At 60.2% G+C, this 16,117-nt stretch carries 13 protein-coding genes; 8 read left to right on the top strand and 5 right to left on the bottom strand.

Annotated elements, in window-relative coordinates; translation table 11 throughout:
• Positions 1–172 precede the first annotated feature (172 nt).
• Entirely contained in the window at positions 173–1,309 is a 1,137-nt protein-coding gene (locus HYE77_RS11735; RefSeq protein WP_102369871.1) for an FAD-binding oxidoreductase, read from the top strand.
• Between the two features lie 50 nt (positions 1,310–1,359).
• Here the strand turns inward: HYE77_RS11735 and moaE are convergent, their stop codons facing one another.
• The 5 genes from moaE to HYE77_RS11710 all read right to left on the bottom strand — a co-directional run bounded on the left by moaE (position 1,360) and on the right by HYE77_RS11710 (position 5,557).
• Positions 1,360–1,809: a molybdopterin synthase catalytic subunit MoaE gene (gene moaE, locus HYE77_RS11730; protein WP_087692831.1), complete on the bottom strand. Its 450-nt coding sequence runs from the start codon at positions 1,807–1,809 to the stop codon at positions 1,360–1,362.
• A 2-nt stretch (positions 1,810–1,811) separates the two neighbouring features.
• Positions 1,812–2,054 (bottom strand): molybdopterin converting factor subunit 1, encoded by a 243-nt coding sequence (gene moaD, locus HYE77_RS11725; RefSeq protein WP_003216306.1) that lies wholly within the window; start codon positions 2,052–2,054, stop codon positions 1,812–1,814.
• A complete protein-coding gene (moaC, locus tag HYE77_RS11720) occupies positions 2,051–2,524 on the bottom strand; it encodes a cyclic pyranopterin monophosphate synthase MoaC (protein ID WP_008435663.1) in 474 nt (157 codons plus the stop codon). The genes moaD and moaC overlap by 4 nt, the downstream gene beginning before the upstream one ends.
• 164 nt (positions 2,525–2,688) lie before the next feature.
• The gene (locus tag HYE77_RS11715; protein ID WP_088424175.1) at positions 2,689–4,083 is read right to left on the bottom strand and encodes a PhoH family protein; all 1,395 of its coding nucleotides are present in this window, start codon (positions 4,081–4,083) and stop codon (positions 2,689–2,691) included.
• A gap of 349 nt (positions 4,084–4,432) precedes the next feature.
• Complete coding sequence (locus HYE77_RS11710) at positions 4,433–5,557, bottom strand: polysaccharide deacetylase family protein (RefSeq protein WP_003216300.1); 1,125 nt, start codon at positions 5,555–5,557, stop codon at positions 4,433–4,435.
• Between the two features lie 262 nt (positions 5,558–5,819).
• On the opposite strand from HYE77_RS11710, the gene yaaA reads away from it, so the two are divergent.
• From yaaA to algG, 7 genes are all read left to right on the top strand, one after another.
• Positions 5,820–6,599 carry a peroxide stress protein YaaA gene (yaaA, locus tag HYE77_RS11705; protein WP_102606060.1) on the top strand — a complete coding sequence of 260 codons (780 nt, stop codon included), beginning with the start codon at positions 5,820–5,822 and terminating at the stop codon, positions 6,597–6,599.
• Positions 6,600–7,467: 868 nt separating this feature from the next.
• Entirely contained in the window at positions 7,468–8,784 is a 1,317-nt protein-coding gene (locus HYE77_RS11700) for a nucleotide sugar dehydrogenase (RefSeq protein ID WP_003216295.1), read from the top strand.
• A gap of 84 nt (positions 8,785–8,868) precedes the next feature.
• Positions 8,869–10,350 carry a mannuronan synthase gene (alg8, locus tag HYE77_RS11695; protein ID WP_003216294.1) on the top strand — a complete coding sequence of 494 codons (1,482 nt, stop codon included), beginning with the start codon at positions 8,869–8,871 and terminating at the stop codon, positions 10,348–10,350.
• Between the two features lie 36 nt (positions 10,351–10,386).
• A complete protein-coding gene (locus tag HYE77_RS11690) occupies positions 10,387–11,556 on the top strand; it encodes an alginate biosynthesis protein Alg44 (protein WP_003216292.1) in 1,170 nt (389 codons plus the stop codon).
• Positions 11,557–11,646: 90 nt separating this feature from the next.
• Positions 11,647–13,071 carry an alginate biosynthesis TPR repeat lipoprotein AlgK gene (gene algK, locus HYE77_RS11685; RefSeq protein ID WP_371135978.1) on the top strand — a complete coding sequence of 475 codons (1,425 nt, stop codon included), beginning with the start codon at positions 11,647–11,649 and terminating at the stop codon, positions 13,069–13,071.
• The gene (locus HYE77_RS11680) at positions 13,068–14,555 is read left to right on the top strand and encodes an alginate export family protein (protein WP_003216288.1); all 1,488 of its coding nucleotides are present in this window, start codon (positions 13,068–13,070) and stop codon (positions 14,553–14,555) included. Before algK ends, HYE77_RS11680 begins: the two co-directional genes overlap by 4 nt.
• Positions 14,555–16,114 (top strand): mannuronan 5-epimerase AlgG, encoded by a 1,560-nt coding sequence (gene algG / locus HYE77_RS11675; RefSeq protein ID WP_177068805.1) that lies wholly within the window; start codon positions 14,555–14,557, stop codon positions 16,112–16,114. Before HYE77_RS11680 ends, algG begins: the two co-directional genes overlap by 1 nt.
• Positions 16,115–16,117 lie beyond the last annotated feature (3 nt).

Here is a 16,117-nt window from a genome sequence, read left to right as displayed (position 1 = left end):
TCTTTTTCAGAATTTCCTTAGAAATAACAGTTTTTCCGGAATTTTCAGGTCAAAAGGAAATAGCGATTTCCTGCTTTATCGCCAGGCTGAATATAAATGTGAAAGCGGGCTTGTGGAGGAGCAAGCAAGCCTGCACATTTGGTTTCAGCATTTTCAAATCCAGGAGGAACACATGAACCAGGCCGACTACCTCATCATCGGCGGTGGCATCGCCGGCGCATCCGCCGGCTACTGGCTGTCACACCATGCCCGCGTCATCGTGCTGGAACGCGAGTCGATGCCGGGTTACCACTCCACCGGCCGTTCCGCCGCCCTGTACATCGCCGCCTATGGTACGCCCCAGGTCCGCGCGCTGACGCTGGGCAGCCGCGCCTTCTTCGATCAGCCGCCCGCAGGCTTTGCCGAACACCCCTTGCTCACCCCACGGGGCGAATTGCTGGTGGACTTGATTGGCGACCCCGGTGAGTTGCAGCGCCAGTACCTGAGTGCCAAAGCCCTTGTGCCAGAAACGCGACTGCTCGACGTCGAGGAGTCGATGGCCATGATGCCGATCCTGCGCCGGGAAAAAGTCCATGGCGGGATCTACGACCCGACCGTGTGTGACATCGATACCGATGCGCTCTATCAAGGTTACCTGCGCGGCATTCGGCGCAATGGCGGAGAAATCCACACCGACAGTGAGGTGCAGAAACTAACCCGTGACGGTCAGGGACTGTGGCAAGTGCGCACGGCCCAACAACACTTCAGCGCCCCGGTGATCATCAACGCCGCCGGCGCCTGGGCCGACCATATCGGCGAGTTGGCCGGTGCACAGAAAATCGGCCTGCAACCCAAACGTCGCAGCGCGTTCGTCTTCTCTCCACCCGCCGAGCTGAACATCCACGCATGGCCGGAGCTGGCGGCCCTCGACGGTTCGTTCTATATGAAACCCGACGCCGGCATGTTCCTCGGCTCACCGGCCAATGCCGACCCGGTGGAGCCCCACGATGTGCAACCGGAAGAGCTGGACATCGCCACGGGCATCTATCACATCGAGGAAGCCACCACCCTGAGCATCCGCCGGCCTGCGCGGACCTGGGCCGGGCTGCGCAGTTTCGTCAGCGATGGTGATCTGGTCTGCGGGTTCGATCCACAGGTGGAGGGATTATTCTGGATTGCGGCTCAGGGCGGCTACGGGATCCAGACGTCTCCGGCGATGGGCCAGGCCAGTGCGGCGCTGGTGCGCGGCAAGCCTTTGCCGGATGCATTGGCGGCGTTCGGGTTGACCGAAGCGATGCTTTCTCCACACCGGCTGCACGCCTCGACCTGACCTGTGTGGCGGGGGAGCTTGCTGTGGGGAGGGAGCTCCCTCGCCACACGTTATTTCCAGCGGTCAGCGGCTGCGTGATCGCTGTCGCGCCCTTCCACCCAGCGTGGCCCTTCGCTGGTGTTTTCCTTCTTCCAGAACGGCGCCCGGGTCTTCAGGTAGTCCATCACAAAGGCGCAGGCATCGAACGCCGCCTGACGATGGGCACTGGCCGCCGCAACAAACACGATCGGCTCACCCGGCTCCAGGGCGCCAATGCGGTGCAGCACTTCCAGCTTGAGCAGTGGCCAACGCTGTTCAGCCTCCACGGCAATTTTGCCGAGGGCTTTTTCAGTCATGCCCGGATAGTGCTCAAGGAACATCCCCGCCACATCCAGGCCATCATTGAAGTCACGCACATAGCCGACAAAACTCACCACCGCGCCTACGCCCACATTGGCCGCATGCATCGCGTTGACTTCAGCACCGGGATCAAACGCCTCGGCCTGCACCCGAATCGCCATGGTCAGCCTCCGGTCACGGGCGGGAAGAATGCCACTTCGTCGCCAGCTTGCAGCGGCTCTTCAAGGTCGCACAGTTCCTGGTTACGAGCGCACATCAGGCTGGCCTCATTGAGCACTGCGAATTCCGGGTCACCGGCCAATGCCTGGCGTACAGCGTCGACCGTCGCGAAGTCACCTTCCATCTCCAGGGAGTCCAGGCCAATCGCTTCGCTGTAGCGCGCAAAAAACAGTACGTTGATGCTCATGCCTGGTCCGCCTTGAAATGCCCGCTCTTGCCGCCGAGTTTCTCCAGCAGCCGAATGGTTTCGATGGTCATGCCACGGTCCACGGCCTTGCACATGTCGTAGATCGTCAGGGCGGCAACACTGGCCGCGGTCAACGCTTCCATCTCCACGCCGGTCTGCCCGGAGAGTTTGCAGCGGGCGACGATGCGCACCGCGTCCAGGCCATCGGCACTGAGCTCGACCTTGACCCCGGTGAGCATCAACGGGTGGCACAGGGGAATCAGATCACTGGTTTTTTTTGCGGCCTGGATCCCGGCGATACGGGCCACGGCAAACACGTCGCCCTTGGGGTGGGCGCCGTCGACAATCATTTTCAGGGTCTCGGGCAACATGCGCACCCGCGCTTCGGCCACGGCTTCACGGAACGTCACGGCTTTTTCAGTGACGTCGACCATGTGGGCGCGACCTTGGGAATCGAGATGAGTCAGCACAGGGATACTCCTGATCAGGAGCTCCGATTGTAAACCCAACGCCGATCAAATGTGGGAGCTGGCTTTTGTGGGAGTCGGGCTTGCCCGCGATGCAGGCACCTCGGTATGTCAGTTACACCGAGGTGATGCTATCGCAGGCAAGCCAGCTCCCACATTGACCGTGGTTACAGGTGAGATTCGGCGTATTCGGCCAGAATCGAACGAGGGACACCTTGCAAGGCGATGTGCACGCCGTTCGGGAAGTCCTTGAAGCGTTCCGTCAGGTAAGTCAGCCCGGAGCTGGTCGCGGACAGGTAAGGGGTGTCGATCTGTGCCAGGTTGCCCAGGCACACCACTTTGGAACCGGCGCCGGCACGGGTGATGATGGTTTTCATCTGGTGCGGCGTGAGGTTCTGGCATTCATCGATCAAAATCAGGCTCTGCTGGAAGCTGCGACCTCGAATGTAGTTGAGGGATTTGAACTGCAACGGCACTTTGCTGAGGATGTAATCGACGCTGCCATGGGTGTTTTCGTCATCCATGTGCAAGGCTTCGAGGTTGTCGGTGATCGCCCCCAGCCACGGCTCCATTTTTTCCGCTTCGGTGCCGGGCAGGAAACCGATTTCCTGGTCCAGGCCCTGCACGCTGCGGGTGGCGATGATGCGGCGATAGCGTTTGGTAACCATGGTCTGTTCGATGGCGGCAGCCAGGGCGAGGATGGTTTTCCCCGAACCTGCGGCGCCGGTCAGGTTGACCAGGTGGATGTCCGGATCAAGCAAGGCATACAGCGCCAGGCTCTGGTAGATATCACGCGGTTTCAGGCCCCAGGCTTCCTGGTGCAACAGGGGTTCCTGATGCAGGTCGAGGATCAGCAGCTTGTCGACCTGGATCTCTTTGATCCAGCCCACAAAACCCTGTTCGTCGATGATGAATTCGTTGATGTGCACAGCCGGCAGGTTGTCGATCAGCTGTACCTGGTGCCAGGTGCGGCCATGGTCCTGACGGGTTTCGACCTTGCTGACGCGATCCCAGAACGAGCCGGTCATGGTGTGATAACCACGAGACAGCATTGACACGTCGTCAACCAGTTGGTCGGTACTGTAGTCCTCGGCAGCGATCCCACACGCTCGTGCCTTGAGGCGCATATTGATGTCTTTGGTCACCAGCACCAGGCGCAGGTCCTTGTCGCGTGCGTGCAGGTCGATCAATTGGTTGATGATTTTGTTGTCGTTCAGATTCTCCGGCAGCAAGCTGTTGGGCTCGCTGCGCTTGTTCATCAGAATCGACAGCAAGCCCTTGGGCCCGCTTTTGCCACGCTGGATCGGTACGCCCACCTCGACGTCGTCGGGGGAGGCTTCGCCGAGGGTCTTGTCGATCAGGCGGATGGCCTGGCGGCATTCGGCGGCAACGCTGTGGTGCCCGCTTTTGAGTTTGTCGAGCTCCTCAAGCACGATCATCGGGATGGCGACGTGGTGTTCTTCGAAGTTGAGCAGTGCGTTTGGATCGTGAATCAGTACGTTGGTATCAAGCACATAAAGGATTGGCTGGTCGGAAGAAGGGTTACGTCCATGATCATCCATACTCGGTCACCTTTGTGGGAGCCAGTCGACGCAATACCGCGACAGTGCTGCGCCTCGATTCGACCGTCGAACGCACTTGAGGGGCGTCAAGTGCGGTGCACACAAGAGGTGTCTTGGAAGACGCCACCTGTGTTGCAGGTTTCGGCTGTCTGTCTTCGTAATACCGCAAAACACATGACGGGAAAAAGCACTTTGACGCTTTTTTGAAGTTTATTTTTCAGGATGACGAATAGCACTAGGCGCGCCGGCATTGCACCGTTAAAGTCGGAAGTCCGCCTGTATCGAAATACCTCCCAAAATCCCCCCTGAAAAACCTCAGCCCCAACAGGGCCGGGCTTTTCGTGCTTTTTCAGCGAAACGCTTCGCGGCAATCCTGCCAGCCGAGTCCACTTTCTGCCGTGGCGTGTAAAAGCCAGGGTAAAGCGATGCGCGCCTTGTCCTGGGTGTCGTGGAAGACGATCACCCCGCGCCGCCACAACAGCATCAGTGTGAGCACGCGGTTCGCCGACTCATCAGCCTTGAGCTTGCCGGGTTCGTCTTCCGAGTCGATGTCCCACAAGGCCACTTGCAGCCCTTGTGACTGGAAAAATCCCTGGCTGTCGGACCGGCGCTGACCGTACGGCGGGCGGAACAGCGGCAGGTAGTTTTCCGGCATCAGGTTTTGCGCCAGGGAGGCGCTGCGGGTGATGGACGACTGCCAGTCGACCCAGTGGCTATGGGAGCGGTACTGCCAGCCCTGGATGCCAACGCACTGGCCCTGGTACAGCGCCTGCACATCGGTGGCCGAGCTTTTCTCGACGCGGGTTTGCAGGCTGTTGCCCAGCACGAAGAAGAGGCTGTGCATTTTCTGTTTGCGCAGGTAGTCGGCGAGCCAGTCGGTATTGCCGCTGACCGGGGACGGTCCGCTGTCGAAGGTCAGCAGGAACATCCGGTCGTTGAGTTCGTCGCCGTTGCGCTCGTGGTCGCCGAAGCGCGCGATTTCGCTGCTGATCTGGGGGAACAGGGCGGCCTTGCGCAACTGTTCATCCAGGTAGCGCTCGTGAAATGCGCGGCTGGGGCCAGCCCAGCCTATATAGAAGGAGTTGTCGCTGACTTCGAATTTGGCGGCTTGTTCGCGCAGGTCGTCCATGTTTTCCACCAGGTAGCAGAAGGAGGCGTCCTGTTCGCAGCTTTGTTGGGCGAAGGTGTAGTTTTCCAGTAGCCGTTGCCAGAGTTGACGGCGCAGGTCGTCGATCGAGGCCTGATTGATGATCTTCAGGCCCAGGCGCTGCTTGAGGGCGGGCTCGTCGAGGGATTCGCTGGCGAGCAGGGTGTGGGCGAACATCAGGATTTCTGCGCGTGAGGCGACGTCGAACAGGGCGGGGCTGCTGAGGCGTTCGGGCCAGGTGCCGCGGTCCAGGGTTGCGACATCCACGGGGGCGGCTTGGGCGCCCAGGCAGATGAGCCAGGCTGACAGTAAAAGCGCAATTCGCACGAAGGGTCTCCCTTTCCAGAGTCGTCGGGCACTATAGCCGATCGTGTGGGGGCGCTATTGGGTTGGTGTGTATATGCGTTATTTGAGTGATGGCTTGTATTGGTTCCGCTCTTACAGCGGCTCACNNAGCGAAACCATAAGCCGCCGTAACCGCAGAAACGGATATGCCCCCCAACGACCGCACAGCTATCTATCACCATCATAGGTGGAGTCAAACCGCCCTACCCCCTAGAATCCCCCCACGATTAAAGGAGACGACTTCATGCTGACGGTGATTTCCCCCGCCAAAACCCTCGATTTCGAGTCAAAGCCGGTCACCCCGCGCTTCACCCAGCCGCAATACCTCGACCACTCCCAGGAGCTGATCGAACAACTGCGCGAACTCAGCCCGGCGCAAATCAGCGAACTGATGCACGTCTCCGACAAAATCGGCGGCCTCAACGCCGCACGCTTCGGCAGCTGGACCCCCGCCTTCACCCCCGCCAACGCCAAACAAGCCCTGCTGGCATTCAAGGGCGACGTCTACACCGGCCTCAACGCCGAAACCCTCAAGGACGCCGACTTCACCTACGCCCAGGACCACCTGCGCATGCTCTCCGGCCTGTACGGCCTGCTGCGGCCGCTGGACCTGATGATGCCGTACCGCCTCGAAATGGGCACCAAACTGCCCAACGCCCGTGGCAAGGACCTGTACGCTTTCTGGGGCACCCGCATCAGCGAGTGGCTCAACGAAGCCCTGGCCGAACAAGGCGATGACGTGCTGCTCAACCTCGCGTCCAACGAGTACTTCTCGGCAGTCAAACGCCCGGCATTGAAAGCGCGGATCATCAACACCGAGTTCAAGGATCTGAAAAACGGCCAGTACAAGATCATCAGCTTCTACGCCAAGAAGGCCCGGGGCATGATGAGCCGCTTTGTGATTGAAGAACGCATCAACGACCCGGCCCGACTCAAGGAGTTTGACGTGCAGGGTTATCGCTTCAATGCGGAGCAGTCGAAGCCGGATAACCTGGTGTTCCTGCGGGATCACGCCCCGGAATAACCTGACAACGAAGATCCAAATGTGGGAGCGGGCTTGCTCGCGAAAGCGGTGGTTCAGTCGATGCCTTTATTGCCTGACACGCCGCTTTCGCGAGCAAGCCCGCTCCCACATTTTGTTTGCATTCCAATTCCGAATTCGTCATTTATTTGGCGTCAAAAATAATTCTTCAGATTCCCTAACATTTATTTCACTCGACATTCGTCAATTTTTTTCGTAGTGGCACCACTTTTTTAAAACAGTAGTGGCACAAAACTATTTACCCCTCGAAACTCCCCGCAACTACTGGCCTAAATAGCAAGTGCTATCAGAATAGTACTAGTGCCATCTTTCCTAATATTTCAAGAAATTTCCGGAAACAGGATGAGTGGACAGGAACTATGTCCTAAAGCACCGCTCATACCACCGGTAACGATTATCTCTGAAGATGTAAGAGATGACTTACGTGGCGACCAAGGGAAGTAGCAAAGTTGTCATATGACTTTGACTCAATGGTCAAATCATCAACTGATTAGTTGAAGGCGGACGCAAAGGTTTCACTACTTTCTCCGAAAAGGCCAAGGCTGAGCTCACCTGTATGGGTCAGTGAGACAACCCAAGCCGTTGATATATAAGGGCTCAAAGCCCCTGTCAACGCCTTGCGGCACTGGCGCCAGGCCCTTCCCCAGGAAGGCTGGCTGCATTTCAGGGCAAGCCCCAACAATAAGGCCAAGTTGCGCACAACTTGAGTGCATTAGTTAGTCACTCGACTTTTAGTATGCCTGCACTGGATATACCGACGTTTATTCGTCGCACTTCCCAGTGCCTGGGTGACGCTTCAAAACATGAACTCCGGCCATCTAGTGGCACGATTAACAATGAGGTAAATGCGATGCGCATCAGCATATTTGGTTTGGGTTACGTCGGCGCGGTATGTGCCGGTTGCCTGTCTGCACGGGGCCATGAGGTCGTTGGCGTAGACATCTCCAAGGAAAAGATCGACCTGATCAACGCGGGTAAATCCCCCATCGTTGAACCGGGTCTGGGCGAGCTGTTAAGCCAGGGCGTTCAAACCGGCCGACTGCGCGGCACCACCAATTTCGCCGAGGCAATCCGTGATACCGACCTGTCGATGATTTGCGTCGGCACGCCGAGCAAGAAGAACGGCGACCTGGAACTCAACTACATCGAATCGGTGTGCCGCGAGATCGGTTTTGTCCTGCGTGACAAGACCTCCCGTCACACCATCGTGGTCCGCAGCACCGTGCTGCCAGGTACCGTGGCCAATGTGGTGATTCCGATTCTCGAAGACTGCTCGGGCAAGAAAGCCGGCGTCGACTTCGGCGTCGCCGTAAACCCTGAGTTCCTGCGTGAAAGCACCGCCATCGCCGACTACGACCTGCCGCCGATGACCGTCATCGGTGAATTCGACACCGCTTCCGGCGATGTCCTGCAGTCGCTGTACGAAGAACTCGACGCGCCGATCATCCGCAAGGACATCGCCGTCGCCGAGATGATCAAGTACACCTGCAACGTCTGGCATGCGACCAAAGTGACCTTCGCCAACGAGATCGGCAACATCGCCAAGGCGGTAGGTGTCGACGGTCGCGAAGTGATGGAAGTGGTCTGCCAGGACAAGACCCTCAACCTGTCCCAGTACTACATGCGCCCGGGCTTTGCCTTCGGCGGTTCCTGCCTGCCCAAGGACGTGCGCGCCCTGACGTACCGCGCCGGCTCCCTCGACGTGGATGCGCCGCTGCTCAACTCGCTGATGCGCAGCAACGAGTCCCAGGTGCAAAACGCTTTCGACATCGTTTCCAGCCACGACAAACGCAAAGTCGCCCTGCTGGGCCTGAGCTTCAAGGCCGGCACCGATGACCTGCGCGAAAGCCCGCTGGTGGAACTGGCAGAGATGCTGATCGGCAAGGGTTTCGACCTGAGCATCTACGACAGCAACGTCGAATACGCTCGCGTGCACGGCGCCAACAAGGACTACATCGAAGGCAAGATCCCTCACGTGTCGTCCCTGCTCAACTCGGACTTCGACGAAGTGATCAACAACTCCGACGTGATCATCCTGGGCAACCGCGATGAGAAGTTCCGTGCCCTGGCGCACAACGCACCCCACGGCAAGCAAGTGGTCGACCTGGTGGGCTTCATGTCCAAGGCCACCAGCGTGAGCGGCCGTACCGAAGGCATTTGCTGGTAACAGCAACGGCAAGTTTCAAGCGGCAAGCGTCCTGATCCCCGGCGCTTGCTGCTTGAAGCCTCCTTCACCTGCGGAATGACGCCTATGTCCAAGTTAAAACACGTACTCCTCCAATCTGCCGGCTGGCTGTTTTTCCTGAGCCTGCTGATGGGACTCGCCCTGCTGTTGCCGGCGAGTACGTTCGACTCAGAGTCGAAGAATTTTATTTTCCTGATTGGCGCCGTCGGTATCTGGCGCTACTCGATGGGTGCTACGCATTTCTTTCGCGGCATGCTGTTCCTGTACGTGGTCTACCCGCACCTGCGGCGCAAAGTGCGCAAGCTGGGCAAGGCAGCAGACCCGTCCCACGTATTCCTGATGGTTACCAGCTTTCGGATCGACGCGCTGACCACGGCCCAGGTCTACAGCTCGGTGATCCGCGAGGCCATCGAATGTGGCTTCCCTACCACCGTGGTCTGCTCCCTGGTGGAAATGTCCGATGAGCTGCTGGTCAAGAGCCTGTGGGCCAGGATGAACCCGCCCGACCACGTCAAGCTGGACTTCGTGCGCATCGCCGGTACCGGCAAGCGTGACGGCCTGGCCTTCGGTTTTCGCGCCATCTCCCGCCACCTGCCGGACAACCGCGCCGTAGTGGCCGTGATCGATGGCGACACCGTGCTCGCCGAGGGCGTAGTGCGCAAGACCGTGCCGTGGTTCCAGCTGTTCGGCAATGTCGGCGGCCTGACCACCAACGAGTTCTGCGAAGTGCGCGGCGGCTACATCATGAGCGAGTGGCACAAGCTGCGCTTCGCCCAGCGCCACATCAACATGTGCTCCATGGCCCTGTCCAAACGCGTGCTGACCATGACCGGCCGCATGTCGGTATTCCGCGCCAACGTGGTCACCGACCCGGGCTTCATTGCCGATGTGGAAAGCGACTCGCTGCAACACTGGCGCCTGGGCCGCTTCAAGTTTTTGACCGGTGACGACAAGTCCAGCTGGTTCAGCCTGATGCGCCTGGGCTACGACACTTTCTACGTACCGGACGCCGCGATCCACACCGTGGAACACCCGCCGGAAAAGAGCTTTATCAAGGCCAGCCGCAAACTGATGTTCCGCTGGTACGGCAACAACCTGCGCCAGAACTCACGTGCCCTGGGCCTGGGTATGCGTCGCCTGGGCCTGTTCACCAGCATCGTGCTGTTTGATCAACGCGTGTCGATGTGGACCTCCCTGCTGGGGCTGACCGTGGCGATCATCGCCACCTTCAAATACGGCGGCGCGTTCATCCTCGCCTACCTGCTGTGGATCGGCATCACCCGCCTGATTCTGACCCTGCTGCTGTCGTGCTCCGGCCACAAGATCGGCCCGGCTTACCCGGTGATTCTCTATTACAACCAGATCATGGGCGCGCTGGTGAAGATCTACGTGTTCTTCCGCCTTGATCAACAGTCCTGGACCCGCCAGGACACCAAACTGACCCGCGATTTGGCCAGCTTTCAACGTTGGTTCAACACCTGGTCGTCTCGGACCATGACCTTCTCCGCCGGCAGCATTTTCGTCGCCGTGTTGCTGATGATGGTTTGACCCTGCCAAGCCTGAATTAACTAGGAACTAAACACCATGAATAGCCCAGTAAACGCCAACGTTGTCCACGAATCCGAAGCCCAGCGCCAACACGCCCGGGTCAAAATCCCGGCCAAGCTGCGCTTCTTCGGCGCCGATCAAACACCGATGGAAGTGCGGGTGATCGACCTGTCAGCCGGCGGCCTGGCCTTCAACGCCCCGCAGCAGCCGCTGAAAGTCGGCGATGTGCACAAGGGTCGCTTGCAGTTCGTGATCGACAACCTGGGCCTGGCGATGGACGTCGAGCTGCAGATTCGCTCCTACGACCGCCAGACCGGCCGCACCGGTTGCCAGTTCCAGAACCTCGATGCACAAGACATCTCCACCCTGCGCCACCTGATCACCTCGCACCTGGCCGGTGACATCGTGACCATGGGTGACGTGCTGGCAACCCTGCAACGCGACAACTTCACCAAGGCGCGCAAGGTCAAGGACGGCGGCAGCAACATGAGCGTCGGTGGCCGCCTGCGGGCGGTGACTTTCAGCCTCGGGATCTTCGTGGTGGGCCTGGCGGCATTCGGCTTCGTGGTCAAATCGGTGTACGGCATGTACTTCGTCAGCCACGCCACCTCCGGCCTGGTGAGCGTGCCCGGGATGAACGTGACCATGCCCCGCGATGGCACCGTGCAAAGCCTGATCAAAGGCGATGCGGTCGCCGCCAAAGGCGCGCCATTGGCAACCTTCAGCACAAGCATGCTCGACGTACTCAAGGGCCATCTGGACGAAGACCAGCTGCAACCGGCCAAGGTCGAAGAGCTGTTCGGCAAGCAAATGACCGGCACCCTCACCTCCCCGTGCGACTGCGTCGTGGCCCAGCAACTGGTCGCCGACGGTCAGTACGCCAGCAAGGGCGACGTGATCTTCCAACTGGTGCCACGCGGCAGCCAGGCCAACGTTGATGCACGTTTCTCCTATCGCCAGTTTGCCGACGTTCGCCCGGGCACCCGCGTGAACTTCCAGGTAGCGGATGAAGAGCAGGTACGCACCGGCACCATCGTCAGCAGCACCAGCCTGAACAGCAGCGAAATGTCCTCCGACATCCGCGTGCAGATCAAACCCGACGCCCCGCTGGACAGCACCTACGCCGGTCGCCCGGTTGAAGTGACCAGCGATCGCGGCCCGTCCCTGAACTGGCTGATCGACAAAGCCATGGCCAACGGTCTGTAAGCAGAGGACATGCCTGTGATGACTCTCTCAAAAACACCGCAATCCCTGTGGGAGCGGGCTTGCTCGCGAAAGCAGTGTGTCAGCCAACACATGCATCAACTGACAGGGCCCCTTCGCGAGCAAGCCCGCTCCCACATGGGAACTGCGGCGTTGCTGGCTGTTGCGGTCAGCCTCGCCGGTTGCGCCGGCCTGCCCGACCAACGCCTGGCCAATGAAGCGCTGAAACGTGGCGACACCGTCACTGCCCAGCAGAACTACCAGCAGCTCGCGGATTTGGGCTACAGCGAGGCCCAAGTGGGCCTGGCGGATATCCAGGTCGGCACCCGCGACCCCGAGCAAATCAAGCAGGCCGAAGCGACGTACCGCGCGGCTGCCGATACCTCGCCCCGTGCCCAGGCACGCCTGGGCCGCCTGCTGGTGGCCAAGCCCGGCGCGACCGAAGCCGAACACCATGAAGCCGAAGGCCTGCTGAAAAAAGCCTTTGCCAATGGCGAAGGCAACACCCTGATCCCGCTGGCAATGCTCTACCTGCAATACCCGCACAGTTTCCCGAACATCAACGCCCAGCAGCAGATCAGCAAATGGCGCGCCTCGGGTTACCCGGAAGCCGGTCTCGCCCAGGTGCTGCTGTATCGCACCCAGGACACCTACGACCAGCACCTGGATGAAGTGGAAAGCATCTGCAAGGCGGCGCTGAACACCACCGATATCTGCTACGTCGAGCTGGCCACGGTCTACCAGAAAAAAGCCGAGCCGGAAAAACAGGCCGAACTGCTCAAGCAGATGGAAGCCGGCTACAGCCGCGGCACCGTCACCGCCCAACGGGTCGACAGCGTGGCTCGTGTACTGGGTGATGCAAGCCTGGGCAAGACCGACGAAAAAACCGCCCAGGCCCTGCTGGAAAAAATCGCCCCCGGCTACCCGGCCTCCTGGGTCAGCCTGGCGCAACTGCTCTACGACTTCCCGGAACTGGGCGACGTCGACCAGATGATGAAGTACCTCGACAACGGCCGCGCCGCCGACCAGCCCCGCGCCGAACTGTTGCTGGGCAAGCTCTACTACGAAGGCAAGTGGGTCCCGGCTGACGCCAAGGCCGCCGAAGAACACTTCCAGAAAGCCGTCGGCCGCGAAGTCGCCGCCGACTACTACCTCGGCCAGATCTACCGCCGTGGCTACCTGGGCAAGGTCTATTCGCAAAAGGCCCTGGACCATCTGTTGACCGCTGCGCGCAACGGCCAGAACAGCGCCGACTTCGCGATTGCCCAGCTGTTTTCCCAAGGCAAGGGCACCAAGCCCGACCCGCTTAACGCCTATGTCTTCAGCCAGTTGGCCAAGGCCCAGGACACGCCGGAAGCCAACGACCTGGCGACCCAGCTCGAAGCGCCGCTGACCCCGGAACAACGCGCCGAAGGCCAACGCCTGGTGCAACAGGAGCTGGCCGTGCGCGGCACCCTGGCCCAAAGCACGCTGCAATTGCACGCCCTGCAAGAAGAAGACGGCGAGGAATCCCTATGAAGCTCAACCCATTCGTCAAGGCCGGTATCGGCCTGACCTTCGCCCTACTGTGGTCGTGCCCGACCCTGGCGGCGCTGACCGAAGCCAAGAACTTCGGCCTGGAAGTCAAAGTCACCGGCCAGTCCGAAGATGACCGCGACCTGGGCACCCAGAAAGGCGGCGACGTCAACGGCATCGGCCTTGACCTGCGCCCGTGGATCTACGGAGAAAGCGGCAACTGGAGCGCCTACGCCATGGGCCAGGCCGTGACCTCCAGCGACATCATCGAGACCGACACCCTGCAACAGTCCTCGGATGACGCCACTCAACAGACCAGCAATGACGACCGCAAGAGCAAGAAGAACTACCTGGCGATGCGCGAGTTCTGGGTCGCCTATGGCGGCTTCACGCCCTACCCCGGCGAGATCCTCAAGCTCGGTCGCCAACGCCTGCGCAATGACGACGGCCAATGGCGCGACACCAATATCGAAGCGCTGAACTGGACCTTCGACACCACCTTGCTCAAGGCCAATGTCGGCGTCGCCGAGCGCTTCAGCGAATACCGCACCGACCTCAAGGAACTGTCGCCCAAGGACAAGGACCGTCAGCACCTGTACGCCGACGCCGCCTACCAGTGGACGCCAGGCCAGTGGATCGGCCTGCGCGCTCACCACACCCATGATGACGGCAAGCTCGACTACCCGGAACCGGGCGTGGCCACCGACTCGCTGGACAAGCGCGAGAACGGCGACCTGACCTGGCTCGGCATCGAAGCCAACAGCGACGCCTACAACTGGCGCAACACCAACACCGTCAACTACTGGGCGAGCGTCACCGGCATGCAGGGCGACCGCGACACGGTCAACGCCTTGAACGCCGACGGCACCCGCCCGGCCAACGCCAAGCGCAGCGATGACGTGAATGGCTGGGCCACCGATTTGGGTGTACGCCTGCGCCTCGACCCGCAGTGGCAAGTGGGCGCCGCCTACTCCCGCGCCAGTGCCGAATACGAGCAGAACGGCCTGCAAAGCAACCGTTCGAACTGGACCGGTACCCAATCCCGCGTCCACCGCTTCGGTGAAGCGTTTCGCGGCGAGATGAACAACATGCAGTCCATGAGCCTGTTCGGGTCCTGGCAGCTGCGCGAGGACTATGACGCAAGCCTTGTGTACCACAAGTTCTGGCGCGTAGACGGCAACAAGCCGGTGGGCAGCAACGGCATCGATGCCGTGCAGAACAACACCGATGACGTGACCGGCGCGATCCTGTCCAGCACGTCCCTGCCGCTTGAAGACGGCAAGAAAGATCTCGGCCAGGAGATGGACCTGGTGGTCACCAAGTACTTCAAGAAAGGCCTGCTGCCGGCCGGGCTCAGCCAGTCGATCGACGAGCCGTCGGCCCTGGTGCGCTTCCGTGCAGGCGTGTTCAAGCCGGGCGACGCCTATGGCAGCCAGGTCGACTCGTACATGCATCGCGCCTTTGTCGACGTGATCTGGAAGTTCTGATGGGAGCCTGCGCAATGAAGTCTCAAAGACTGCTCGTCGCGGCCATGCTGCTGGCCAGCGCCTCGGCCTTCGCCGACAAAGCGCCGACCATCGCCAAAGAGCTGCAACAGGCCAAGACCTACACCATCTCCAGCCCGCCGACCGAGCCGCTGGAGATGGCCAAGCCTGCGCTGCCGGACGTGTCCGGCTACACCGCGGCCAATATCGCGAAAAAGATTGTGCGTACCAAGCCAGGCAAAATCAGCATCCGCCGGATGATGCAGGAAGACGCCCTGAAGGACTTCATCGGCGGCGACAACAAGATGGCCGAATGGGTAGTGCGCCAGCACGGCATTCCCCAGGCGATCTTTGTCGACGACGGCTACATGAACCTCAAGGACCTGCTGAAGAAAGTGCCCAAGCAGTACTTCAGCGAAACCTCGCCGGGGGTGTTCCTGGCCAAGTTGCCGATCGTGGTGGGCCGTAAAGGCATCCTCGAAATCGACAAGCAGACTCAAGAGCTGCGCCTGTCCCAGGAAGCCGGTTCGTTCCTGATCAACGACGGCCAGTTGTTCGTACGTGACACCAGAATCACCGGCTGGCGCGAGAAGACCAACGGCCCGGCGACCTTCCAGTCGCCCAAGGAATTCCGCCCGTTCCTGCTGGCCTGGGGCGGCACCGAGACCTACATAGCCAACAGCAAGATGGCCAGTTTCGGCTACGCCAACAGTAAGTCGTATGGCGTGAGTATTTCCCAATACACGCCGAACATGGCCAAGGTGCTCAAGCGCCCCGAGCCGACGGGCTGGATCGTCGACTCCGAGTTCTCGGACATGTGGTACGGCTTCTACTGCTACGAAACCACCGGCTTTGTGCTCAAGGGCAATACCTACAAAGACAACATCGTCTACGGCATTGACCCCCACGACCGTTCACACGGCCTGATCATCACCGACAACACCGTCTACGGCACGAAGAAGAAGCACGGCATCATCATTTCCCGGGAAGTGAACGACAGCTTCATCTTCAACAACCGCAGCTTCGACAACAAGCTCTCGGGCCTGGTGATCGACCGTAACAGCGTCAACAACCTGATCGCCGACAACGAGATCTACCGCAACCACACCGACGGCATCACCCTCTATGAGAGCGGCGATAACCTGCTGTGGGGCAACAAGGTGATCAGCAACCGTCGCCACGGCATCCGCGTGCGTAACAGCGTGAACATTCGCCTGTACGAGAACATTGCCATGGCCAACGGGCTGACCGGCGTGTACGGCCACATCAAGGATTTGACCGACACCGACCGCGACATCGCCCTCGACCCGTTCGACACCAAGGTCTCGCTGATCGTGGTCGGCGGTGAACTGGCCGCCAACGGCAGCGGGCCGCTGTCCATCGACTCGCCGCTGAGCGTCGAGCTGTACCGCGTATCGATGCTTGCGCCGACCAAATCCAGTGGCATCAGCTTCTCGGGCGTTCTTGGCGATCGCCAGGAAGAGATCCTCGACTTGCTGGTACGCCAGAAGAAAGCCGTGCTGATCGACCCTGTCGAACGCCAGACCGAAATGCAGGACTGAGGA

This window comes from Pseudomonas sp. IPO3774 (assembly GCF_013386835.1).
Taxonomy (GTDB): Bacteria; Pseudomonadota; Gammaproteobacteria; order Pseudomonadales; family Pseudomonadaceae; genus Aquipseudomonas.
Note: the sequence above shows the minus strand (reverse complement) of the source record. Positions and strands in the feature narration are given on the sequence as shown.

Bases quoted from the DNA above. Each gene is read 5' to 3' on its own strand.
- HYE77_RS11735 (WP_102369871.1), top strand. From the start codon at position 173: ATGAACCAGGCCGACTACCTCATCATCGGCGGTGGCATCGCCGGCGCA.
- moaE (WP_087692831.1), bottom strand. From the start codon at position 1,809: ATGGCGATTCGGGTGCAGGCCGAGGCGTTTGATCCCGGTGCTGAAGTC.
- moaD (WP_003216306.1), bottom strand. From the start codon at position 2,054: ATGAGCATCAACGTACTGTTTTTTGCGCGCTACAGCGAAGCGATTGGC.
- HYE77_RS11715 (WP_088424175.1), bottom strand. From the start codon at position 4,083: ATGGATGATCATGGACGTAACCCTTCTTCCGACCAGCCAATCCTTTAT.
- yaaA (WP_102606060.1), top strand. From the start codon at position 5,820: ATGCTGACGGTGATTTCCCCCGCCAAAACCCTCGATTTCGAGTCAAAG.
- HYE77_RS11700 (WP_003216295.1), top strand. From the start codon at position 7,468: ATGCGCATCAGCATATTTGGTTTGGGTTACGTCGGCGCGGTATGTGCC.
- alg8 (WP_003216294.1), top strand. From the start codon at position 8,869: ATGTCCAAGTTAAAACACGTACTCCTCCAATCTGCCGGCTGGCTGTTT.
- HYE77_RS11690 (WP_003216292.1), top strand. From the start codon at position 10,387: ATGAATAGCCCAGTAAACGCCAACGTTGTCCACGAATCCGAAGCCCAG.
- algK (WP_371135978.1), top strand. From the start codon at position 11,647: ATGCATCAACTGACAGGGCCCCTTCGCGAGCAAGCCCGCTCCCACATG.
- HYE77_RS11680 (WP_003216288.1), top strand. From the start codon at position 13,068: ATGAAGCTCAACCCATTCGTCAAGGCCGGTATCGGCCTGACCTTCGCC.
- algG (WP_177068805.1), top strand. From the start codon at position 14,555: ATGGGAGCCTGCGCAATGAAGTCTCAAAGACTGCTCGTCGCGGCCATG.